Here is a 21,331-nt window from a genome sequence, read left to right as displayed (position 1 = left end):
GGATTGAACCCGCGCCACGCTGACCGGACTGGTCAAGGCCTAGTTCAGCGTCGCTTCAAGCGTGATCTCGGCCCCGGTCAGGAGCTTCGAGACCGGGCAGCCCTTCTTGGCGGCCTCGGCATGCTCCTGGAACTCGCCTTCATCGATGCCCGGAACCACGGCCTCGGTCACCAGCTCGATGCGCGTAATCGAGGGCCCGTCGTCGCCGACTTCCAGATGCACATGGGCTTCGGTCTCGACCGAATCGGGCTTGTGACCGGCCTCGGCCAGGATGTTCGACAGCGCCATCGAGAAGCACCCCGCATGGGCGGCGGCGATCAACTCCTCGGGATTGCTGCCGGTGCCTTCCTCGAAACGCGAGCTGAAGGAATACTGGCCTTCCCAGGCGCCACTACCGAACGCCATTCGGCCCTTGCCGGACTTGAGATCACCCTGCCATCGGGCATTGGCTTTTCTTACGGTCATGTTTGCGCTCCTCGTTGAAGTGGTTTCCTGATGATTCTACGTGCCCGGCGTTGATTCGACATCATCGGTTCCGGCTCGTGCCGGCCGCATCGGTTCGGCGTATGCTTGTGAAATATGCACCGGGCTACCCAGTAAATATGGCGTCAACCCTGCTCATCACCAACCCCGGCAGCCGTTCCGGAGGCGACGACATCGAGCAGGCGGCCGAACGCCTGCGCGAGACCGGACCTGTCGAGCTGGTGCGGCCCGATCAGCCGCGCGCCCTGCCCGAAACGATCCGCCATCGCGGCGGTGAATTCGACCGCATTGTCCTCGGCGGCGGCGACGGAACGGTCAACCTGGCCCTTGACGCCCTGATGGAAGTCGACAGGCCAGTCGGCCTGCTGCCGCTGGGCACGGCCAACGACCTGGCGCGCTCGCTCGATATTCCCCGCAAACTCGACCGCGCCATCGATATCATCCAGGCCGGTCACTTGCGCCGCCTCGATGTGGCCCGTGTCAACGGCGTGAGCTTCATCAACGCCATTGGCATCGGCCTGGGCCCGCGGATGACACGAGAAATGGATTCCGGGTCAAAATCGCAGTTGGGCTTGCTGGCCTATCTCAAGGGCATCGTCCAGGCCCTGCAACGCGAGACAGCCTTCTCGGCCCGCATCCAGAGCGAAGAGCGGACGCGCGAAGGCGAGTACGTCCAGATCACGATTGCCAACGGCATCAACTACGGCGGCGGCATGACCGTGGCCGACGACGCCAAGCTCGACGACGGACGGCTGGACGTACTGCTGGTGCCGAAACAAAGCCGCTTGAGCCTGCTGGGCAATGCGCTTAGATTTCGCTCCGGCTTGACGCGCGCAGCCGATACTCTCACGCACTGGCGCTGCAGCGAGATCAGCATCGAAACCGATACCACGATGGATGTCACCGCCGACGGCGAATTCCTGACCGAAACGCCGGTCGAGTGCCATGTCATACCGTCCTGTCTGTCAATCTATGCGCCGCGCTGATACGAGCCACGACATGCCAGTGCATCGGTACAGCTGCTTGTCGCTGCCAAACGCTTGAAGCTCAGCCAACAAGCGAATCGCGATACGGAGCGTGAGCGTAGTACTTGGGCCGGTCGTCGAGCCTGACGTGCAGCCAGGCCACGCCGCCGCCGGCCGTACTGAGCCAGACCGGGCGATCGCCCAGCCGCTCGCTCATCGCCACCGAAACCACTCGCCAAAGTTCGCGCTGCTGGTCGCGTGGTGCGCGACGCAGAAACGCCGCGAGGTGGACGTAGGCGCTCTCGTCCGCGCGCGGACAGGGCACGACCATGGTCGCGTCGCCCCCCAGGTTGGGAAAGCGAACCACGTCCCGGTCGGAACGGAAATACTCGGAAAAAGAGGCCGGTTCGGCCCGGCCATCGAGGGAGGCATCGTCAACGGCCATACACTCGAATGGCGTGTCGAGACGATCGTGCGTCATTGCCGGTGTCTCCCAGCGGAAGGCGACAAAGCGCAGTTCGGCCAGGGCCTGGCCGAGGATCTCGCCCAGTTCTGGTTCCCTGCGCCACCCGGCCAGCACTTCACGCCAGCTCAGCAGCCCCGAAGACCCGGCCAGGTTCAGCCGTACGGTCCGGTCGTCCAGCGTTTCGGAACTCGGACGGTAGCGCATGGGGCCATTATCCCATCGGGCTGCCGCTATGCGAAACTAGACTGCCGTAGGTCGAACTTCGACGAACCTGTCCGGAGCCCCGAGGCCATGAACGAACCCACTGTCTATTCCGATGAACAGGCCGCCCTGATCGACGCGCATGGCCACGCCTGCACGCTGGCGCAGCGCTACGGCTATGCCTGCGACGAGCTACTCAAAGACGGCGAACTGAAGGATCGGCTGAACAAGCGGCGCGAAGCGCTCAACAGCCTCTCAGAAGCGCTGGAGATCCGCATCCGGCAACAGGACTTGCTACCGCACGACGTCAACGTCGACCGCGAGGATCTCGCCCGCCTGGCCGACCGCTTCCGCGAATGGCTCGACCACGAGCGCCACACCCACCTGCAGCACGCCCTGGCCAACCGCGAAGCTGATCTTCTCGACTGCCTCGAGGTCCTTCGAAAAACCGGCTTCGAGGACGAGACGCTGGACCAAGCCGACGCCGCCGGTAGGCGAATGATGGAGCAGCTCGAAAGAAGTTGAGCACGCTCAATCGTCCGATGAATTCGAACTGCCGCGCATTCCAACAAACGCAGACCAGCCCAGCGCGAACCAGCCGGCCATGTGGCACAGCCCGCCGACCGGCGTGACCGCGCCAAGCCATTCAAAGTCCAGAATCGTGCGTGCGTAGATACTGAAACTGAATAGCAACGTGCCGGCCACGAACAGCCACGACGACACGGCCAGCCGGAACGCCACCGCTTTCGATACAACGAGCACGCCGGCCAGTCCCGTGATCACGATCATCACCGCGCCCAGTTCCTGATAACGCAGCGCCGTGAGTATCGGACGCATGCCCTGCGCATCGAGCCCCGCAACCGGCCCGTGTCCGGTCGCCGCCCCAGCGACCACGGCGAGAAAGCCCAGGATGGCCCCCGTCACAACCGATTTCATCGCAACTCCTCCGTCAAATGATTACCGCCGATTATGGCGCAGCGCCATGCCTGCATCCCGGTCATTCTCGGGTTCTGAGAAAATCTTCGGCATAATGCTCGCTCATGACTGGCGAGCAGACTTTCATCCTCACCCCTACCGCGCGTCTGGCGCGGGCCGAAAAGCAGCGCCACGCGATGGCGCGGCAGTCAGCCGGCGAGCAAGCCTGGCAATCGCCGGAAGTGCTGGCCTTTTCCTCGTGGATCAACCGGCTACGCGACGAATGGTTTCTGACCACTGAAGCCCCGCTGGTCCCGATCAGTGCCTCCCAGGCCCTGGTTCTGTGGCAGTCAGTGATCGACCGCGACGTGTTCATCGGCGAACCGCGCGTTGCCGAGATGGCCACGGCCAGTTGGCGGCTTGTCCATGAGTACCGAATCGATGCCCCCGCGGACTGGCCGGAGCTGATGCTCAGCGAGGACAGCCGCCATTTTCGCGACTGGGCCCGACGCTTTGTCGAGGTCTGCGAGCAGCGGGAGCTTCTCGATGAGTGGCGTTTCGCTGGGCAACTGCCCGAGCGGATCGCAGCCGGCGAGATCTCGCTGCCTCAGACCGTCCTCCTGTCGGGGTTCGAGTTGCCGATGACGCCGCTGCAACGCGCCATTCTCGATGCCGCCGAGGCAGCCGGCACCCGCATCGAGCGCGAGCCGGCGCCGCAGGATTCCGTCGCACTCGAAACCATCTCGGTCCATTCCGGAGACGAAGACGAACTGCTCGCCGCCGCACGCTGGGCCCGCGGCCGGCTGGAAGAGAACATTGACCAGAACATCGCCATCGTCGTGCCCGACCTGCGCCAGCGCCTGGGTACGGTCGAACGGGTCTTCCGGCAGGTGTTCGATCCGGGCGGCTTCGCGCTGGAAGCCCGTCGAGATGAGCCCTGGCACGTCTCGCTCGGTCCCGCGCTCTCGCGCTGGGCCCTGGTGGCCGACGCCCTGACACTTCTCAGGATCGATCCACATCGCATCAGCCAGCCGGAAGCCGCCGCGGTGATGCGCTCGCCTTTTCTCGCCGGCCGGGAGGAGGAAACCCGCGCCCGTGCAGAGGCGCTGGCAACGGTAATACGCCGCCGGCCCTGGTGGCTGCACGCCGGCCAGATTGCCTGGCAGGCCGGCCACAGCGGCGCCCGACAGCTTTCGACACGCATGGCCGAGTGGGAACTGCTGCGGCGCGAACACCGCGATGCGACGCTGCCCTCGAGATGGGTGGCGCGTTTCCAGAAGGAGCTCGGAGCGGCCGGCTTCGGCCGCGGGCGCGCACTCGACAGCCGCGAGTTCCAGGTGCTGCAGCGCTTCCACGACCTGCTGGAGGACTTCAGCGCCCTCGACCTGGTGATCGAACGTCCAATCTCGCGCAGCGAGGCGCTACGCCGGCTCGGCGAACGCGCCGCCGGCGCCAGCTTCCGCGAGCGCAATCCCGGCGCGCCGGTGGAAATCCTGGGCGTGGAGGAAGCGCTGGGTTCGCGCTTCGACGCCATCCGCATCACCGGCCTGGACCACCACACCTGGCCGTCGCCAACGCAGCGCGATCCCTTCATCCCCGCCGGACTGCAGGCGACCGTGCCCGCTGCCACGGCCGAAGGCGCCCTGGATCGCGCGCGTGCCGAGCTGACCGGACTGGCGCGCGCAGCCACGGTCGTCACGGGCAGCTACAGTCGCGGCAGCGAGGACGAACTCCGTCATCTCACGCCGCTTCTGGGCGACTGCCCGGTCGAGGAAGCCACCGACGCAGCCTCATTCGAGCCTGCGCCGATGGACGAAGCGATCGAGGACACGCGGGCGCCTTCGCATCCCGGTGGTGAAGTCCGCGGCGGTACCGCCGTGCTTCAGCGCCAGTCCGACTGCCCGTTCAAGGCATTTGCCGAGACACGTCTGGGCGCGGGCGAACTGATGCCGCCGCGGCCCGGGCTCGACGCTCGAGATCGCGGCAGCCTGGTGCACAAGGCCCTGGAGTGCTTCTGGCGGGGACTGGAAGGACTGGACGCGCTGAAGGCGCTGGACGAGGACGCCCTGGCCGATCGAATCGCGAGCGCCCGCGACGCCGCGCTGGAAGAATTCTCGAAGCGCAGCCCGCTGGCGCTTACCGATGCGGGACTGGTGATCGAGGCCCAGTGCCTGGAACGCGCCCTGGCGAAGTGGCTGTCCATCGAGCGTGAGCGCGCGGCGTTTTCGGTGACCGCCCTGGAGTCAGACATCGAACTGGCGTTCGGCGGGCTGACGCTGACCGGCAAGATCGATCGCGTCGACGAGATCGAAGGCGGCGGAACGGTCGTAATCGACTACAAGACCGGCGCGGCGGGCAAGGGGGCCTGGGTGCCCGAAGCGCGACTGGCCGACGTGCAACTTCCCGCCTATGCCGCCAGCCTGGACCCGCGTCCGGCGGCCATCGCCTTCGCCCGGCTGCGCCCTGACAGCATGGGCTTCGACGGCCTGGCCGAGGTCGACGCGGGCATTCCCGGCGTGGCGGTCATCGGCGAGATCAGGGGCAACTCGAAATTTCGCGGCGCGGCATCCTGGCCGTCACTGGTTGACGACTGGCGCGATCACCTCGAGTTCCTGGCTGCCGATTTTCGCGACGGGAAGTCCGAAGTCCACCCGCGCGATCACCAGGTCTGCAAGTACTGCCACCTGCATGCCCTTTGCCGCATCAACGAGCGCGTGATTCTGCCGGAGGCCGACAATGAGTGACCAGCAACAGCGACAGCTTGCCGTCGAACCGCAGCGCTCGGTGATCGTCCAGGCACCTGCCGGTTCGGGCAAGACCACCCTGCTGGTCGAGCGCTACCTGGGCCTGCTGGGCGTGGTCGAGGCGCCGGAGGAAATTCTGGCGATCACCTTTACGCGCAAGGCGGCCGCGGAGATGCGCGAGCGCATCCTGCAGTTCCTGGACCCCGACTACACCGCCTCCGGACCGCACGAGGAAGCCGCGCTGGCCAAGGCCCGTGCCGTGGCTGACAAGGTGGCCGAGTGGGGACTGCTCGACAACCCACAGCGCCTGCTGATCCGTACCATCGACAGCTTCAATCACTACCTGGCGCGCACCATGCCGGTCGCCAGCAAGCTCGGCCCCGTTCCGGCGCCGGCGGAAAACACCCGCGCGCTCTACCGCGAGGCCGCAAGGCGGGTACTGGCCCACGCCGACAGGCGCGAAGAGCCGGCCGACGACGTGCGGCGCCTGCTCTTGTGGCGCGATCATCGCAGCCAGGACATCGAGGATCTGCTGGTCGCCCTGCTCGGCAAGCGCGAGCAGTGGCTGCGCGCGCTGGGCATCACCGGCCATCCGGAACGGAATCAGTTCGAGCAGGTACTGCGCGAGGTGGTGACGGACCAGCTCGCCGCCGCACGACGGGCGCTCGACGAGGGCCTGTCGGCGGCCGGCGTGGACGCCGATACCCTGCTCGAACTGCTGCGACTGGCCGCCGGCAGCCTGCAGGCCGATGAAATCACTTCGCCCCTGGACGAGGCCGACCTGACCCGCCTGCCCGGCGCTGAACCTGATGACCTGCCGTCGTGGCGCGCGCTCGGCTTCGCCCTGCTGACCAACAACGGCACCTGGCGGGCCAGTCCCAACAAGAACCAGGGGTTTCCGCCCAAGAGCGAGCACAAGGATCGGATCGTGCCGCTGCTCGACCGGCTACGCGACAACGACACGCTGTCCGCCTGGATCGACCGGGCGCGCGCTCTGCCCGAGCCGCACTACGAGCAGGCGGAATGGGAGGTACTCGCCTCGCTGATCCGCTTGCTCGAGGCCACGGCCGCGGAGCTGGAACTGGTCTTTGCCGAAACCGGTCAGAGCGACTTCGCCGGCATCGGCGCGGCCGCCCTGCGCGGCCTGGGCGACGAGGAGGCCGGCTATACCGACCTGGCCCTCTATCTCGACCGCCGAATCCGACACATCCTGGTCGATGAGTACCAGGACACCAACTGGGGTCAGTATCACCTGCTGGAGAAACTGGTCGGGGCCTGGCAGCCCGGCGAGGAACGCAGCCTGTTCCTGGTTGGCGACCCGATGCAATCGATCTATCGCTTCAGAGAGGCCGAGGTCGGCCTGTTCATGCGAACGCGCGAGCACGGCATCGGCGCGCAGGCGGTCGAATCCTGCCGCCTGACGCACAACTTCCGCTCGAAGGCCGAGATCGTCGACTGGGTCAACGCCTCGCTCGGCCCGATCTTTCCCGAAACGGAAGACATTTCCGCCGGCGCGGTGAGTTACGCACCCTTCGAGGCGGGCCGCGAAGCCGGCGGCCAGGTGGAGGTGCTTGCTCGCCCCGACCGACGCTCGGAAGCCGACGCGATTGTCGATCGCCTCGCCCGGGTGCTCGAAGCACGCAGCGACGATCCGGGCTTCAAGGCGGCCATCATCGTGCGGGCACGCTCGCACCTGGCCGACATCCTGCCGGCCCTGGAGCGCTACGGTGTGCCCTACCGCGCGGTCAAGCTCGATCCGCTGCTGACGCGACCGGTGGTGCAGGATCTGCTGGCGATCACCCGGGCGATCGCCAACCCGGCCGACACCGCCGCGGTGCTGGCCGTGCTGCGCTCGCCGATGTGCGGCCTGACCCTGGCCGATTTGCACGCCCTGGCCGGCGACGGGCGCTCGCTGACCGCCTTCGACGCGCTCGAGCGGCTGAGCCAGAACGGCCGGGGGCGGGCAAAGCGGGTCTTCGAGACGCTCGGCCAGGCCCAGGCGATGTGGCGCAAGCGTACGATGCGCGATCTGGTCGAAGGCGCCTGGCGGCGTCTTGGAGGTCCGCATGTTCTGAGGAAACCCGAATCGGAGCAACGCGACGCCGCGGGCTACCTGGACACGCTCTCGGCCGCCGAGGATCAGGGGCAGCTCGAAGACTGGAACGCTTTCATGGAACTGCTCGAGGAGCAGTACACCGAAGGCGACCCACCGAACGACAAGATCAAGCTCGAGATACTGACCATGCACGGGGCCAAGGGCCTGGAATGGGATCTGGTGGCGCTGCCGGGGCTGGACCGCGGCACCAGCGGCAACAGCCGCGAACTGCTCTACTGGCTACCCTTCACCCCGGAGGCCGGCGAGGAGCGCGTGCTGATCGCCCCGCTGAGATCGGCCGAGCAGGACGACAACACCGACCTGATCAAGCTCATCGGCGCCGAACAGAAGCAGCGCGAAGCCTATGAGCACCAGCGCCTGCTCTACGTCGCCGCGACGCGGGCGCGCGAGCAGTTGATTCTGTCCGCCTCGCTCGATCCGGAAAAGGATCCGATCAAGCCGTCGGGGGGCAGCCTGCTTTCCGATCTGTGGCCGACCTGCGGCGAGGCTTTTGTGCGCGCACTCGACGAAGCACCCGCGAGCGAAGCAGGCGGCGCGGAAGACGGGGATCGTCCCGATCAGAGCCTGCGACGGGTCAGCCCGGACTGGCGCCCCCCGGTCGGCGAGCGTCTGGACTGGCGCCCGGCCCTGCCGCCGCGCGAACGCGAGGTCGAGATCGAATTCAACTGGGCCGGCGTGCAGGTTCGGCGCATCGGCACGGTGCTGCATCGCCTGCTCGAGCGCATCGGGCAGATCGGGATCGAAAACCTCGACGAACAACAACAGCAGTCTCTGCGCCAGCGTATCCCTGGCCTGCTAAAAGCCATGGGCACGGGCAGCGCAGAGCTGGATGCGGCCGTCGAACCCATCCGGGAAGCCTTCGACCGAACCCTGCACAGCGAGGTCGGACGTTGGATTCTCAGCGGCGAGCACCGTCAGGCAGCCTGCGAACTGCCCCTGTCGGGCATCGTCGAGGGCGAGCTGGTCAACGCGGTGATCGACCGCACCTTTGTCGACGACAACGGCACCCGCTGGATCATCGACTACAAGTCGGGCTACCACGCCGGCGGCGACCTGGAGCGCTTCCTGGGCGAGGAGGCCGAGCGCTACAACGTCCAGCTGGACCTGTATCGTCGCCTGTTCGAGCAGATGGGCGAGACCGACATCAAGGCGGCGCTGTACCTGCCACGGCACGACCGCCTGGTGGTAGCTGACTGAAACCGGAACGAACGCCCTGCCCTATCTCGCCACGAGTTCGGAGAGGTGTTGCTCCAGTCGGCTGTTCATCGGCGTGACCGATGAAGTGAAGCGCTCGACGACCTTCCCATCTCGGTCGATCAGGTACTTGTTGAAGTTCCAGCTCGGCCCGGCGGTTGCCGCGCTGAGCGCCTTGAAGAGCGCGTTGGCGTTGTCACCCTTGACCGGGCTGGTCGCGAACATCGGAAAGCTGACGCCGTAATTGACGTAGCAGACATCGGCGGTCGCTTCCTCATCGGCATGTTCCTGCTTGAAATCATCGGAAGGAAAACCGAGCACCACCAGCCCGTCAGCCTTGTACTTCCGATAAAGCTTTTCGAGGCCTTTAAACTGCGGCGTGAAGCCGCACTGGCTGGCGGTGTTGACCACCAGAACGACCTGCCCGCCATAGGCCTCGCAGAGGTTGATTTCCTTCGATGTCGCCAGACCGCGATGCGAATAGTCGAGCAGGTTGCCGCAATCGGCCCCGGCGATGCCGGCCAGGCCGAACATGCTCGAAGCGAGGATGGCTCGAATGCTCATATCATCTCTCCAGAAAGCAATGTCGCCATTTCACCCTGAAGGCGGTCACGGCAGGGTGAAGGCCGGCTTGCGCTTCTCGTCACCGCATCAGTTCGGGCAGGAACAGTGCGATCTGCGGAAAAAGGATCAGCAATACCGTTGAGAACAACAGGATCAGCACGAACGGCGGCGTGCCGGCGATGACGTCGAGATAGGGTCGGCGGAAGATGGCCACAGCGGTGAAGATGTCGCAGCCGAACGGCGGCGTGGCCGAACCGATGGCCGCCTGCAGCACGACGATGGTGCCGACATGGACCGGATCCAGCCCGGCCGACTGAATGGCCGGCGCGAAGATGGGCGTGAGGATCAGGATGACGACGATGGGATCGACAAACATGCAGCCGATGAAGTAGGCGACGGCTACCAGCGCCAGCACCATCAACGGGTTGTCGGCGGCATTGGCAACCACGTCACCCAACAGAAGCTCCGGTATCTGGGCGAATGAAACGATCCAGGAAAAGCCCATGCCGGCGGCGACCAGGATGAACACCACCGCCGTGATCATGCCGGTCGACAGGGCCACCCCCGGCAGGTCGGAAAGCTTGACCTCGCGGTAGATCACCATCTCCAGTAACAGCGCATAGGCCACCGACATTGAAGCCGCCTCGGTGGGACTGAAGTAACCCGAATAGATACCGCCGATGATGATGACGGGAAAACCGAAGGCCAATACGGCGCGGCGCAGGGCGGTCAGACGTTCGCGCCAGCTCGAGGCAGGGCGGGCGGGGATCTTTTTCCAGACCGAAATGATGTAACAGTAGAGCGCGAACAGCGCCAGGATCATCAGCCCCGGCCCGATGCCGGCAATGAACAACTCGCCGACGGACGTGCCGGATGCCACACCGTAGATGATCATGCCAATCGAGGGCGGAATGAGCAGTGCGATGTCGCTCGAATTGATGATCAGCGCCATCGAGAAACGATCCGTATAGCCGGCCTCGAGCAGCTTCGGTCGAAGCGGCTTGCCCATGGCCACCACGGTGGCCTGGGTCGACCCCGACACCGCCCCGAACAGGGTGCACGACACCGCCGTGGTCACCGGCAAGCCGCCGCGGATGTGGCCGACGAACTTGCTGACCAGGTCGAGCAGGCGATCGGCCGTTTTTCCCTGGATCATGATATCCGCGGCCAGGATGAACATCGGAACCGCGACCAGCACGCTCTGCTCGACCCCGCCGATCATCTGCTGGACGAGCATTCTCGGCTCGAGCATGCCGAACCGGGAAAACAGCAGCACCATGGCACCCACGATCAGCGGCACCATCATCGGAAAGCCCATCAGCAACAGCACGACCATGACGGCGGCGGCCACCAGGGCCACCTGGCCGTCGCTCAGCGCGGCCAATCCCAGCAACTCGAAGAACTCAGTCATTGGCCTGCTCCCGCTTGTCATCGTGCTCGACAGGTATCCGGCCCAGGGACGTTTGCCCGGCGGCCTGTTCTTCGCTTTCGTACTCGTCGCGGTGGTACCAGGACAGGTAATTGTCCCGGCTGACCAGGTTGCGCAAGCCAGCAAGGAAGAACTGAACGCCACCGAGGAAGAATCCCAGCGGCACGACCATATAGATCAGATAGACCGGGAAGCCGGTCGAGGAAGTGACCCGGCAACGACCGCTGCGATTGTCGACCAGTTCGATGAACAGCCCGAACAGAAGTGCGCCGATCGCCAGTCCCGCGGTAATGGCGGCAAGCAATACGAGATTGCGGCGAACGGGAGACATGCCACCGAGCAATCGGCCGCCGACCTCGGCAATGATCCGTATGAGATGACCACCGAGCACCATGGCAACCAGCGTGAGCGCGATTCCGATCCACAGCGGCGTAGCGCCCAGTGTCTCGGACAGAATACGGCAGCTGCGCTGCGCTGACTGCGCATAGGCCCAGCCGTAGTTGGCCAGCAGAAAAAGCAGCGCCGAGGTACCGAAACCGACAACGGTCAGCAGCACTTTCTGCGCTACTTCGGGCAGCAGGTCGTGGATGGCGGAAACCCGGATATGGCGCGCGTTCCGAGCGCCGATACCGATCCCCATGAAGGTAACCAGCACCAGCAGCAGCTGGGTGACATCACTGGCGAACTGCAGGCTCGAGCCAATGGTGTTTCGAGAAATGACATTGACCACGCTGACAATCGCCATGGCCGCAATGCCGGTGACCAGGACAAAGCGCTCGAACCAGTCCAGCCCGCGGTCGAACCAGCTGAACGGACGGCGAACGGCCTGACGCCACGACCTCGGCGATCTCGGTTCGGGGGCGCTCATTTCGCACAGCCCGTCGCTTCGATCATGATCAGTTGCCCTCTCAACGACCTCGATGCTGCAACATTCTACACGGCGGCCATAGCATTCCCGGTTCGACTACGAAGATTGCGACGGAGCCATGTTATGTTGATGATCGGTTCCATTTTCGGGAGCAAATCATGAAACGACTCAATCTCGGACTGACGTTGCTGTTCGCACTGCTGCTGAGCGCCTGCGGCGATTCCGGGCAGACACCGGATGAGCAAACGGGCAACGGCGATGCGGCTGAACCCGAAACCGAAGCGGTGACCTGGCGCTTCGCACTCGAGGAAGTCGAAGGCAGCGTGCAGGATGCCTACGCGCAGGAGTTCAAGCGCCGCATCGAAGAGCGAAGTGACGGCGCCATCAACATCGAAATCTACCCTTACGGCGCGCTGGGCACCTCCTCGCAGCTGACCGAAATGGCCCAGGGCGACGGTATCGAATTGACCTTCGCCTCACCCGGCCACCTGGCCGACCTGATTCCGGAAGTCGGCGTTTTCACGCTGCACTTCGTGCTGTCGGAGCACAACGAGGTCAATCGTGAAGTGCTCTCCAACGACACGGTCTATTCGCTATTCCAGCCGCTTTACAACGACGAGGACCTGCAACTGCTCGACATCATTCCCGAGGGCTGGATGGTCTGGAGCGCCGACAAACCGCTGCGCACGCTCGATGACTTCGAGGATTTCCGCATCCGCACCATGACCTCGCCGATCCTGGTCGAGTCCTACCGCGCTTACGGCGCCAATCCGACGCCAATGCCCTACTCGGAAGTCTACAGCGGCCTGCAGCTCGGCCAGATCGACGGCCAGGTCAACCCGATCTTCGCGATCGAGGAAATGAGCTTCTACGAGGAACAGGATGTACTCACTTCCGGCCGCCACGCCCAGTTCATCTCGACCCTGGCTGCGAGCAAGCAGTGGTTTGACTCACTTTCGGATGAGCAGCGGCAGATGGTGATCGACGTGCGCGACGAACTGGTCGACTGGATCGACGAAGAACAAATTCAGTTCAACGAGGAGCGCCTGCAGACCATTCTCGACGAAGGCGGCACAGAGTGGGTCGAGCTGACCGAAGAGGAGCGCGAGGTATTCCGCGAAGCCAGCCTGGGTGTGCGTGATACCTATATCGAGCAGACCGGAGAAACGGGGCGGGAGATCCTCGATACGCTGCTCGAGCGCATCGAACAGGCCGATTCCGAAATGGACGGCGACGGGGAAGGTTGATCAACCACGACTTTTTTGCACCGGTCCGCACAGCGGGCCGGCGCCCTCCCCAATCGATTAACGCAGCTGACTGTCCTTGCTGCCACGGCGGTTGTAGCCGCTGAAACTTTTCGTCTCCGCCTCGTCCAGGTCTTCCTGACAGGCTACACACAGCTTCACCCCCGGCAGCGCCTTGCGGCGGGCTTCCGGGATTGGCTCACCGCACTCCGCGCAGTCCCGTCTGCTCTCGCCCTTCGGAATCCGGCTGCGAACCCGCTCCAGACCATCCTCGACCGTGCTGTCGATCTGCTTCTGGACGCCATCATCCGTCGACCAACCACCCGCCATCAGCGACACGCTTCCGGCTGGTGGACGCAGCCGCCGGATTCGGGCAGCTCCGGCTGCAGCGTTGGATGATCGATGGCATGGCGCTCGAGGAGGATGCGGTTGAGCGATTCGAGCACCGGCGGCCAGGCGGCCAGATCCTCGATAACGACGTGGGCCGACAGCGCTACACGATGACCGGAGACTTGCCAGATATGCAGGTCGTGCACCTCATTGACGCCCGCGACCTCGGACATCGTCGCCCGCACGGTCTCAACATCCATCCCGTCCGGCACGCCTTCCATCACCACGTGCACGCCCTCACGCAGGAGGCGCAGCGCCGCGATCAAGATCAGCGCGCAGATCAACAGCGACAGGACCGGGTCGATCGGCGTCCAGCCGGTGGCCAGAATGACGATACCCGAGGCCAGTGCGGCGACCGAACCGAGGAGGTCGCCGAGCACGTGAAGCATCGCGCCACGCACATTGAGATTGCTCTCGCCGCGGCTGAGTACGTAGAACACCAGCAGATTGATGACCAATCCGACCAGGGCCACGCCCATGACCGCCGCACCGCTGACTTCGCGCGGCTCCTGGAAGCGCTCGACGGCATGCCAGGCGATCGAGCCGACCAGCACCAGCATCACCGCGCCGTTGACCAGGGCGGCCAGTATCTCGGCACGACCATGGCCCCAGGTGCGACGGGCGCTGGCCGGACGTGCCGCAATCCAGGCGGCGAAGGCGGCCAGGCCCAGGGCGGACGAATCGGTGAGCATATGCCCGGCGTCGGCGACCAGCGCCAGCGATCCCGCCCACAGACCGGCGAAAAATTCGACCGCCGCGAAACCCAGCGTCAGGCACAGCGCCGCGATCAGCGCGCTTCGGCTGGAGGGAGCATGGTGATGAGGGTGGTGGTTGTGTGGATCCATAGCCGTAATCTACCGCAACAGGGCCGAGTAATAACATTTCGACCGTCGCCAACACGAAAAAGCCCCGCCGAAGCGGGGCCCTTCCGGATCGATCATTTCAGTTGACCATCCTCAATAGCGGAATCTCAAACCAAACTCGTAGGTGCGGCCGAATTCGTCGTATTGGTTGGAGAAATCCGGATCGCCGAGGTAGGCGTAGAACACTTCATCGGTGATATTGGACACGTTGAAGATTGCATTCCAGTTTTCCGTGATCTGGTACTCGGAAGTGAAGTCCACGCGCACTTCGTCCTCAACGTAACGATCCTGGGTCGGGTCCTCCGGGTCCTCGATTTCGTCGAAATACTTGCCCCGGTAGTTGGCCGCCAGGCGCATCGTCAGGCCGCCGCCGTCATAGCCCAGTGCCAGGTTGACAATATTGTCAGACTGTCGGGGAAGCGGGATGCTGCTGGTTCTGAAGGGCACCTCGGCCTCGGAATCCACGTACGTGTAGTTGGCGATCAGCAGCAGCCCGTCCCAGGGTGCCGGCAGGAAGCCGAACTGTTGCACGTAGCTCAACTCGAGGCCGTAGAGTTCGGCCGAGTCACCGTTGATCACTGTCGAGACCTCGTCGAAATCCTCCCAGGGTGACTGCCCCGCGATGTCGGTCGAGACGAAGAAGTCCTCGATGTCCTTGTAGAAGATGCCTGCCGAAGCCACGGTCAGCCGGTCGGCACCGTAGTAGCTCAGTTTCAGGTCGAAGTTGTTGGAGTAGAAGGGTTCGAGATCGGGGTTGCCGATCTCGGCGACCCGATCGCCCCCTTCGATCTCGACGAGCTGTCGTGCACCGGCGGCCTCGAAGTTGGGGCGCCCCATGGTGCGGGTCAACGCACCGCGCAACTGCCACTCATCGCTGATGTTGTAGAGCGCCTGCAGGTTGGGGAAAACGTCGGTGTAGTCGTTGCTAGCCGTGACCGGCTCGATCGTGGGAAGCCCGTCCTCGACGTCTTCATTGACGACGGCCCGGAACCCCCCCCTGCGACTGATCGGTATGCTCGATACGAAGCCCCCCGACCAGGTCGAGCGCGCCGAACGTCACCTCCGACATCACGTAGGCGGCATAGATATCCTCTTCGAGGTCATAGTCCTCGCCCTCACTGTCGAGCAGGAAGTCGGCCTGGTTGATCTCGAAGTTGTCACGGTTGTCGAAGTAGAACTGGCGCAGGATATCGGTGCTCACGTACGGCCCGAAGCGGCCGAGTGGATAGTCCCGCGAACCGGGGCCGGCGAGGTCGGCGAGCGTGAAGTCGCCGCCGAAGGACTCGAAGTTGCGGTTGTTGCCGTCGTTGAACTTCTCGCGCAAACGGGCCTTGGCGCCGAACTGGAAGCGGCCGGGATTGCCGCTCCAGGCGAAGAATCGACCGGCGTTGAATTCAAGCGAGACTTCCTCTTCCTCGGTCTGGTCGCTTTCAAGCTCCACCAGGTCGAGTTCATAGGCTTCGAGATTTTCAAGCGAATCGAGATCGGCGCCAAACAGTCGCGGCGTACGCCGATCGCCGCTGAGGTCATAGCCGATGTCGAGGCCGCCGGCTATCAGGGCCGTGCCAAGTGAGAAGGGCTCGGAAGTACTCGCTTCGGAGTAGCCGGCCTGGTAGTCGGTTTCCCACTGGCCGATGCTCGTCTCCGAACCGAAGACGACCGAGAGGATCTCGCGAGTGGCCGTCGTTTCCTTGCCGCGCCGCTCGACCTCGCCGTCCGTGAACGAGCCCGAGTCGGCCGTGATCTCGACCGGCGTTGAGTCTTCGAAGAGATATTCGTGCTCGAGCTCGATCTCGTTGTCGGAGAACTCGCTGTAGAGCGTTCGCAGGTAGTACTCCGTCCCGGCTTCGGTGCGGAAGTCGAAGTTGAGCACACCGCCGATGCGCTTGCGGGACAGTTCATAGTCGCGCTGTTCGGCCGATTCGGGCGAACGGAACTCGCCGCCGCCGGCGGGATCGTCGACGAACGGCCACGCGCCGCCTTCGACGTTGTCGACCGCGAAGCTGCGATCGTAGAAATTGACGGATCCGGAAATGGCGAGATTGTCGACGCCTTCGCCGACACTCAGAAGCCGTGTTCCGGTCAGGCCCAGGCGCGGACTGGTTTCCTCGAGCGGCTCGTTGTAGCTGCCTTCGATGCGACCCGTCAGCGAGTTACCGAGGTCGAAAGCGCTGAGCGTCTTGATCTCGATATTGCCGCCCACGGCGTCGGCGTCCTGGTTGGCCATCAGGGACTTGGTTACCTCGACACTTTCGACCAGGTCGGACGAGATGACGTCGAGATTCACCGCGCGACTATCGTCCTCGGGGCCGGGAATCCGGAGCCCGTTGATGGTCGTGGTATTGAACTCGGCGTTAGCGCCGCGAATCGTGACGAAGCGACCCTCCCCCTGGTCCCGCTCCAGCGACAGGCCGGAAACGCGCTGCAGTGCCTCGGCCACGTTGTCGTCGGGAAACTGGCCGATGGCGTCGGCCGAGAGTACGTTGATGTTGTTGGTTGCGCTCTGCTCGCGCGCCAGGGCAGCGCTCTGGGCTGCCGCCTGGCCGACGACCACCACCCGGTCCAGATCTTCGGCTCCGCCCAGCCGGACCTCGATCTGCTGGTCTTCGCCGGCGACGATCTCTACCGTCTCGGTTTGCGGTTCGGCGCCGATGTAGGACACGCGAAGCTCATAGGTGCCCGGTTCCAGGTCGCTGAAGCTGAAGCGTCCGCGGCGGTCGGTGGAAGTGCGCCGGTCGGTGTCGAGAATCTGAACCCGTGCCCCCTCGAATCGGAACTCGCCTTCAGCATCGACGACCGTACCTTCGAGATCGGCGGTCTGATCCTGGGCGGAAACAGAAGTGATAATCGACAATGCGAAAACGCAGCCGACGATTATTCGGTACATCATCAAAATCTCCCGGTTTGATTGCTGGTCTGGATCCCCAGTCTCAAGGCCCGGGATGTAGCAAGGGTGACCCCTCGGTTAATTTGCTGTGACTGATATATTTCGGTCGATTGACCGATTCGGGCAGCGCACGGTGTCAATCCTCGGACAGATCGAGCTCCATGAACCGGTTCATGCCGGATCCGCCATCCGAGCCGGCATCGTAGACAAACCCGTAGGCCCGGCCGCCGCTGGGCCGTTCAAGGACTGAACCGCGCACCCACTGGACCGTCCCTTCATCGACCACGACCTCGGTTTCGCTCCATTCGCCGCCCCGCCGAGCGACATGCAAAAGTCTACCGGTGCCTTCTTCGATAAACAGGACGTGGACCTTGTCGCCATCGACTACGGCATCGGCGCCGGTCTGGTCCGAATCCACGGCGTTCTGAACCACGCGCCGATCGGACACGGCAAGCGGGTCGCTCCAGGAACCGTCACGGCTTGAGCGGCGCTCGAACAGTCGGCCTTCGCTCGCTCGGTAAATCACGCTGACCGAATCGCTTTCCGGCAGGTAGAGCAGTGGCAGGATCGAACCGACGTCTTCACTGCCGGTGTCCAGATCGGAGGCAAGGCGGAATGGGTCGTCCAGTGCGCCATCAGGCCGGATGCGGCGATACCAGGCACTGCCGTCGCCGCTCGTGTAGGCCAGGTGCACGACATCCTCGCGCCCGAGGGCCAATGTGGGGCCGGACAGGACGGCGTCGGCTTCGGCGTCGATCACGCGCGCCTCGCTCCACTGACCGTCGGCGCTGCGGATACGCAAGCGGATATCGTCGGGCCCGCCATAGACCGCCACCACGCTCCCGTCGGCGCGAACCGCGATGTCGGCGACCTGCGTCGGCGGCTCCTCGGGCGAGGCGAGGCGCTCGTCGCGCACGGCCCAGGTGTCGGGTGCGTCGGGGTGGTCGGCGGTATTGAAGGCGTGATACCAGACATCGTCGGAAGTCTGGTGCAGCATATGAATGCGACCATCCGCGAGCACCGAAGCGAAGCCTTCGAGATCCCCGGTTGCCGGGCGATTGGCGCCGTCGACTTCCCGCCAGGACCGGCCGCCGTCGGACGACTTGACGGTCATCAGCCGGTTCCAAGTCTCGGACGGCTCCATCAGGAAATACAGATCGCCGCTGCCGGCCTGCCAGGGTCCAATCCGCATCGGCGTCTCCACAAAGGTGCCGCCAAGGTGGCCTTCCGGTACGTCCAGGGTGACCGAAGCGGTGGTCTCGGCGGCCAGCGCACCGGTTTCGGGCTCGATCAGGCGGTAGTCGAAGCGATCGCCGGACTCGTTGAGCGCCGCCCGGTCGGAAAAGTGTCGGATCACCATCGGGAATTCCCATTCGCCGTGACCGCCGTCGCCCGACCAGGCCGGCGTGCGCTCGGCGAAGCTGATGCCCGACCCACCCGTGAACGGGCGATCGGAGACCGGCAGGAGATCGGTGGTCGGCGCGCCGTGCTCGAATACCGGACTGGCCACGATGCTCGAGCGCGGTGTGCGCGGCTCGCCTTCGACCACGAAAGATTCGAAATCGGCAGCACTGTCGCTCGGCATGAACACGCCCAGAAGCGGGGGGAAACCATCATTCAGCGGCTCGGAGAACACCAGCGCCTCGTCATCGAATTCGACCACCAGGTCGCCGCCCTCGAAAATTACCTTGAGCTCGAGCCAGCGCCCGGTCTCGACACCGGCCGGGTGCTCGGCGACCACGGACTCTCGCCCGCCCTCGACGCGCACCAGCCGAACGGTGTCCGGCGCGATCACGTCGACCCGCGAGTAGTTCTGCGCATCGCGGTAGTCGAAGACCAGGCCGGCACGGCTGCCGCGTTCGTCGTCGAAGCGCATCTCGGTGGCGAACTCGACCGGCTGCCACTGCACCGAGTACTGACCCAGTGCGAGCAGGTGCTGATCATCGGCGGCAACTTCCAGGTACCCGCCATCCTCATCTTCGTTCCAGCGCAGCGAGCTCGCATCACCCGCCTCGACGTGCCAGATCGGCCCGGCATCGTCGTCGTGCGATTCCAGCGGAAATTCGTGGACCTTTTCAGGCTGCGGGAAGTTCTCGGCCGGCACCGGTTCCCAGTCGCCGCCATTGCGCCGCATCTCCAGTTGATACTGCCGCGGATCGGGATCATCACCGGCCGCGGTGACTTCGAAGCGCAGGCGGAAGGGACGGTCGGCCTCGACGGTCACCGCCTCGTCGATCTCGCCGGCCCAGCCGGCATCGTCGTTGAGCCCGGCGGTGAAATCCGAGCGGACGCGGAAGGCCGTCTGCCGGTCTACTCCGGCATCCTCCGCGGGCTCCGCGGGCTCCGCGGGCTCCGCGGGCTCCGCGACGGCATGCTCATCTGCGGCGGCCTGGCTTTGGCTTTCCTCGACCGGATCGCGGTCGCTGCAGCCCGACGATGAAAGCGCTGCAAGCAGCGCCAGCAACGGCATCAGGGCCCCGGTGGGAGCAAGACGGAAAGAGGGCTTTTCGGTGATCATGGTTTTGGGAATTCCGCTCAGGCGTCGACAAAAAACGGGCCGCGCAGTTCGTAGATGCGACCGTCGGTGTGGTCCCCGGCGATGCCGCGCTGCGAACTGAAATACAGCCGCTCGCCATTCGGATCGAAGGCCGGGCCGCAGATTTCCGAACCCCGCTGCCCGACGACGTTGACCAGTTCAAAGGGCTTGACCTCGGGTCCGACGACGACCAGGCGCATCTCGTCGCCGTCTTCGGCAACCACCACGTCGCCCCCGGCGGAAATCGTCACGTTGTCGACGCTGTCAATGCCGGGATTGAAAGCCTGCTCGCTTTGCTTGTCGTAAACCAGGTCGATGACGTTGCGATTGGTGTCCAGGGCCCAGACGCGATTGTCGCCCTTGGTGGTGAAATAGACGATGCCCTCGTGAAACCAGCACCCTTCGCCGCCGTCGAACTTCTCGGCCCCGGCGACCTGGTAGCGCGTCGCCTTCTCGCGCCGTTGTGGATCGTCGCCACCCAGGCGCGGAATCGGGTTGGGCACGGCGCGCCATTCCACTGGCCGCGTCGCGTGCGGGTCGTCACCTGCGACGGCGGCCACCTCCAGCCGACCACTGCGAAGGTCCGCACGGCCGCCTTCCGGATAGTGGTCGGGCACGAACCGATAAAAGTTGCCGTCCTCGACGTCCTCGGTGAGATAGATGTGGCGATGAACGGGATCGACCGCCGCGGCCTCGTGCTTGAACACGCCCATGGCCGGAGCGGGCACCGCAAGTTTCTTGCCGGTGGGATCGCATTCGTAGACCAGGCCCTCGTCGATTTCCTCGCAGGTCAGCCAGGTCCCCCAGGGCGTGGGTCCGCCGGCGCAATTGTTGGTCGTGCCGGTGCAGATCGAATAGCTGTCGACCAACTGGCCGTCCGCGTCAAAACGCAGTGCGCCCACGCCGCCCTGGCGCCAGGTGCCGACTTCGGCGTTGGACACGTAGACCCAGCCGCCGTCGTCCATCGGGAAGCAGGCCCCGCCGTCGGGCTCGGCATGCCAGCGATAGTCCGAGCCGTCGACGGGCCGCTCCCCGGTCCGCCCGACCTGGCGCACCGAGAAACCGCGCGGGACCCGCATCCGGGTCCGGGGATCGTTTTCCACCAACACTTCGTGCAGGGTCCCGGAGAGATTCGGGATATTGCTGACCTTCTTGCGCAAGGACAGCGGCTTGGCCGAGCGCGGCGAACCCTGCGCGGTGACACCCCACAGGCCCGGCCCGATCGCAAGCACGCCCGAAGCGATGAGACTCTGGCGCAGAAGCTGGCGACGGTGGCGATTGATGTTTTCAGGCTGGCGGGGCTTGCTCATGACGATGACTCCTCCGGGGCGCAGGGTTGCCGGGCACGGGCCACAGCGCTTGCGAGCGGGCTAGACAGAACCTGATGAGCCCTGAGTATCAAGTCTGCCGATTACAGGCGCATTAAAGTCGTGACGGTCTGCTAGGCTTGGACATCACCTAACGCG

General features: G+C 64.7%; 17 protein-coding genes. 5 read left to right on the top strand and 12 right to left on the bottom strand.

The window, feature by feature from the left end; translation table 11 throughout:
- Positions 1–39: 39 nt before the first annotated feature.
- Complete coding sequence (locus ACDC66_RS12860) at positions 40–465, bottom strand: OsmC family protein (protein ID WP_376697136.1); 426 nt, start codon at positions 463–465, stop codon at positions 40–42.
- Between the two features lie 137 nt (positions 466–602).
- Between ACDC66_RS12860 and ACDC66_RS12855 the strand changes: the two genes are divergently transcribed.
- Positions 603–1,469 carry a diacylglycerol/lipid kinase family protein gene (locus tag ACDC66_RS12855; RefSeq protein WP_376697135.1) on the top strand — a complete coding sequence of 289 codons (867 nt, stop codon included), beginning with the start codon at positions 603–605 and terminating at the stop codon, positions 1,467–1,469.
- Positions 1,470–1,530: 61 nt separating this feature from the next.
- Here ACDC66_RS12855 and ACDC66_RS12850 read toward each other — a convergent pair whose 3' ends face one another.
- On the bottom strand, positions 1,531–2,118 hold the full coding sequence (locus ACDC66_RS12850) for a DUF6940 family protein (RefSeq protein WP_376697134.1): 588 nt from the start codon (positions 2,116–2,118) through the stop codon (positions 1,531–1,533).
- Between the two features lie 87 nt (positions 2,119–2,205).
- Between ACDC66_RS12850 and ACDC66_RS12845 the strand changes: the two genes are divergently transcribed.
- Positions 2,206–2,640, top strand: coding sequence for a hypothetical protein (locus ACDC66_RS12845; RefSeq protein WP_376697133.1), 435 nt, complete (start codon positions 2,206–2,208; stop codon positions 2,638–2,640).
- 6 nt (positions 2,641–2,646) lie between these two features.
- On the opposite strand, the gene ACDC66_RS12840 is transcribed toward ACDC66_RS12845, so the two are convergent.
- Positions 2,647–3,051, bottom strand: a complete 405-nt coding sequence (locus ACDC66_RS12840; RefSeq protein WP_376697132.1) for a DUF423 domain-containing protein — start codon at positions 3,049–3,051, stop codon at positions 2,647–2,649.
- Between the two features lie 104 nt (positions 3,052–3,155).
- Between ACDC66_RS12840 and ACDC66_RS12835 the strand changes: the two genes are divergently transcribed.
- Positions 3,156–5,774, top strand: a complete 2,619-nt coding sequence (locus ACDC66_RS12835; RefSeq protein ID WP_376697131.1) for a PD-(D/E)XK nuclease family protein — start codon at positions 3,156–3,158, stop codon at positions 5,772–5,774.
- Entirely contained in the window at positions 5,767–9,087 is a 3,321-nt protein-coding gene (locus ACDC66_RS12830; RefSeq protein WP_376697130.1) for a UvrD-helicase domain-containing protein, read from the top strand. Before ACDC66_RS12835 ends, ACDC66_RS12830 begins: the two co-directional genes overlap by 8 nt.
- A 21-nt stretch (positions 9,088–9,108) precedes the next feature.
- Here the strand turns inward: ACDC66_RS12830 and ACDC66_RS12825 are convergent, their stop codons facing one another.
- The 3 genes from ACDC66_RS12825 to ACDC66_RS12815 form a co-directional block, all read right to left on the bottom strand.
- Entirely contained in the window at positions 9,109–9,648 is a 540-nt protein-coding gene (locus tag ACDC66_RS12825; protein WP_376697129.1) for a glutathione peroxidase, read from the bottom strand.
- A gap of 79 nt (positions 9,649–9,727) precedes the next feature.
- A complete protein-coding gene (locus ACDC66_RS12820; protein WP_376697128.1) occupies positions 9,728–11,059 on the bottom strand; it encodes a TRAP transporter large permease in 1,332 nt (443 codons plus the stop codon).
- Complete coding sequence (locus ACDC66_RS12815) at positions 11,052–11,945, bottom strand: TRAP transporter small permease (RefSeq protein WP_376697127.1); 894 nt, start codon at positions 11,943–11,945, stop codon at positions 11,052–11,054. The genes ACDC66_RS12820 and ACDC66_RS12815 overlap by 8 nt, the downstream gene beginning before the upstream one ends.
- A gap of 158 nt (positions 11,946–12,103) precedes the next feature.
- On the opposite strand from ACDC66_RS12815, the gene ACDC66_RS12810 reads away from it, so the two are divergent.
- Entirely contained in the window at positions 12,104–13,192 is a 1,089-nt protein-coding gene (locus ACDC66_RS12810) for a TRAP transporter substrate-binding protein (RefSeq protein ID WP_376697126.1), read from the top strand.
- 57 nt (positions 13,193–13,249) lie between these two features.
- Here ACDC66_RS12810 and ACDC66_RS12805 read toward each other — a convergent pair whose 3' ends face one another.
- From ACDC66_RS12805 to ACDC66_RS12780, 6 genes are all read right to left on the bottom strand, one after another.
- Positions 13,250–13,519, bottom strand: coding sequence for a DksA/TraR family C4-type zinc finger protein (locus ACDC66_RS12805; protein WP_376697125.1), 270 nt, complete (start codon positions 13,517–13,519; stop codon positions 13,250–13,252).
- On the bottom strand, positions 13,519–14,424 hold the full coding sequence (locus tag ACDC66_RS12800) for a cation diffusion facilitator family transporter (RefSeq protein WP_376697124.1): 906 nt from the start codon (positions 14,422–14,424) through the stop codon (positions 13,519–13,521). Before ACDC66_RS12800 ends, ACDC66_RS12805 begins: the two co-directional genes overlap by 1 nt.
- 111 nt (positions 14,425–14,535) lie before the next feature.
- A complete protein-coding gene (locus ACDC66_RS12795; RefSeq protein WP_376697147.1) occupies positions 14,536–15,387 on the bottom strand; it encodes a TonB-dependent receptor domain-containing protein in 852 nt (283 codons plus the stop codon).
- 25 nt (positions 15,388–15,412) lie between these two features.
- Complete coding sequence (locus ACDC66_RS12790) at positions 15,413–17,332, bottom strand: TonB-dependent receptor (RefSeq protein WP_376697123.1); 1,920 nt, start codon at positions 17,330–17,332, stop codon at positions 15,413–15,415.
- Positions 17,333–17,465: 133 nt separating this feature from the next.
- On the bottom strand, positions 17,466–19,847 hold the full coding sequence (locus ACDC66_RS12785) for a sialidase family protein (RefSeq protein ID WP_376697122.1): 2,382 nt from the start codon (positions 19,845–19,847) through the stop codon (positions 17,466–17,468).
- A gap of 17 nt (positions 19,848–19,864) precedes the next feature.
- The gene (locus ACDC66_RS12780) at positions 19,865–21,175 is read right to left on the bottom strand and encodes an alkaline phosphatase PhoX (RefSeq protein WP_376697121.1); all 1,311 of its coding nucleotides are present in this window, start codon (positions 21,173–21,175) and stop codon (positions 19,865–19,867) included.
- Between the last annotated feature and the right edge of the window lie 156 nt (positions 21,176–21,331).

This window comes from Wenzhouxiangella psychrophila (assembly GCF_042310375.1).
In the GTDB taxonomy this organism is placed as follows: Bacteria; Pseudomonadota; Gammaproteobacteria; order Xanthomonadales; family Wenzhouxiangellaceae; genus Wenzhouxiangella.
The sequence above is the reverse complement of the archived record's forward strand: the minus strand, read 5'-3'. Positions and strand labels throughout refer to the sequence as shown.

Coding starts and splice junctions, on each gene's coding strand:
- ACDC66_RS12860 (WP_376697136.1), bottom strand. CDS start 465: ATGACCGTAAGAAAAGCCAATGCCCGATGGCAGGGTGATCTCAAGTCC.
- ACDC66_RS12855 (WP_376697135.1), top strand. CDS start 603: ATGGCGTCAACCCTGCTCATCACCAACCCCGGCAGCCGTTCCGGAGGC.
- ACDC66_RS12850 (WP_376697134.1), bottom strand. CDS start 2,118: ATGCGCTACCGTCCGAGTTCCGAAACGCTGGACGACCGGACCGTACGG.
- ACDC66_RS12845 (WP_376697133.1), top strand. CDS start 2,206: ATGAACGAACCCACTGTCTATTCCGATGAACAGGCCGCCCTGATCGAC.
- ACDC66_RS12840 (WP_376697132.1), bottom strand. CDS start 3,051: ATGAAATCGGTTGTGACGGGGGCCATCCTGGGCTTTCTCGCCGTGGTC.
- ACDC66_RS12835 (WP_376697131.1), top strand. CDS start 3,156: ATGACTGGCGAGCAGACTTTCATCCTCACCCCTACCGCGCGTCTGGCG.
- ACDC66_RS12830 (WP_376697130.1), top strand. CDS start 5,767: ATGAGTGACCAGCAACAGCGACAGCTTGCCGTCGAACCGCAGCGCTCG.
- ACDC66_RS12825 (WP_376697129.1), bottom strand. CDS start 9,648: ATGAGCATTCGAGCCATCCTCGCTTCGAGCATGTTCGGCCTGGCCGGC.
- ACDC66_RS12820 (WP_376697128.1), bottom strand. CDS start 11,059: ATGACTGAGTTCTTCGAGTTGCTGGGATTGGCCGCGCTGAGCGACGGC.
- ACDC66_RS12815 (WP_376697127.1), bottom strand. CDS start 11,945: ATGAGCGCCCCCGAACCGAGATCGCCGAGGTCGTGGCGTCAGGCCGTT.
- ACDC66_RS12810 (WP_376697126.1), top strand. CDS start 12,104: ATGAAACGACTCAATCTCGGACTGACGTTGCTGTTCGCACTGCTGCTG.
- ACDC66_RS12805 (WP_376697125.1), bottom strand. CDS start 13,519: ATGGCGGGTGGTTGGTCGACGGATGATGGCGTCCAGAAGCAGATCGAC.
- ACDC66_RS12800 (WP_376697124.1), bottom strand. CDS start 14,424: ATGGATCCACACAACCACCACCCTCATCACCATGCTCCCTCCAGCCGA.
- ACDC66_RS12790 (WP_376697123.1), bottom strand. CDS start 17,332: ATGATGTACCGAATAATCGTCGGCTGCGTTTTCGCATTGTCGATTATC.
- ACDC66_RS12785 (WP_376697122.1), bottom strand. CDS start 19,847: ATGATCACCGAAAAGCCCTCTTTCCGTCTTGCTCCCACCGGGGCCCTG.
- ACDC66_RS12780 (WP_376697121.1), bottom strand. CDS start 21,175: ATGAGCAAGCCCCGCCAGCCTGAAAACATCAATCGCCACCGTCGCCAG.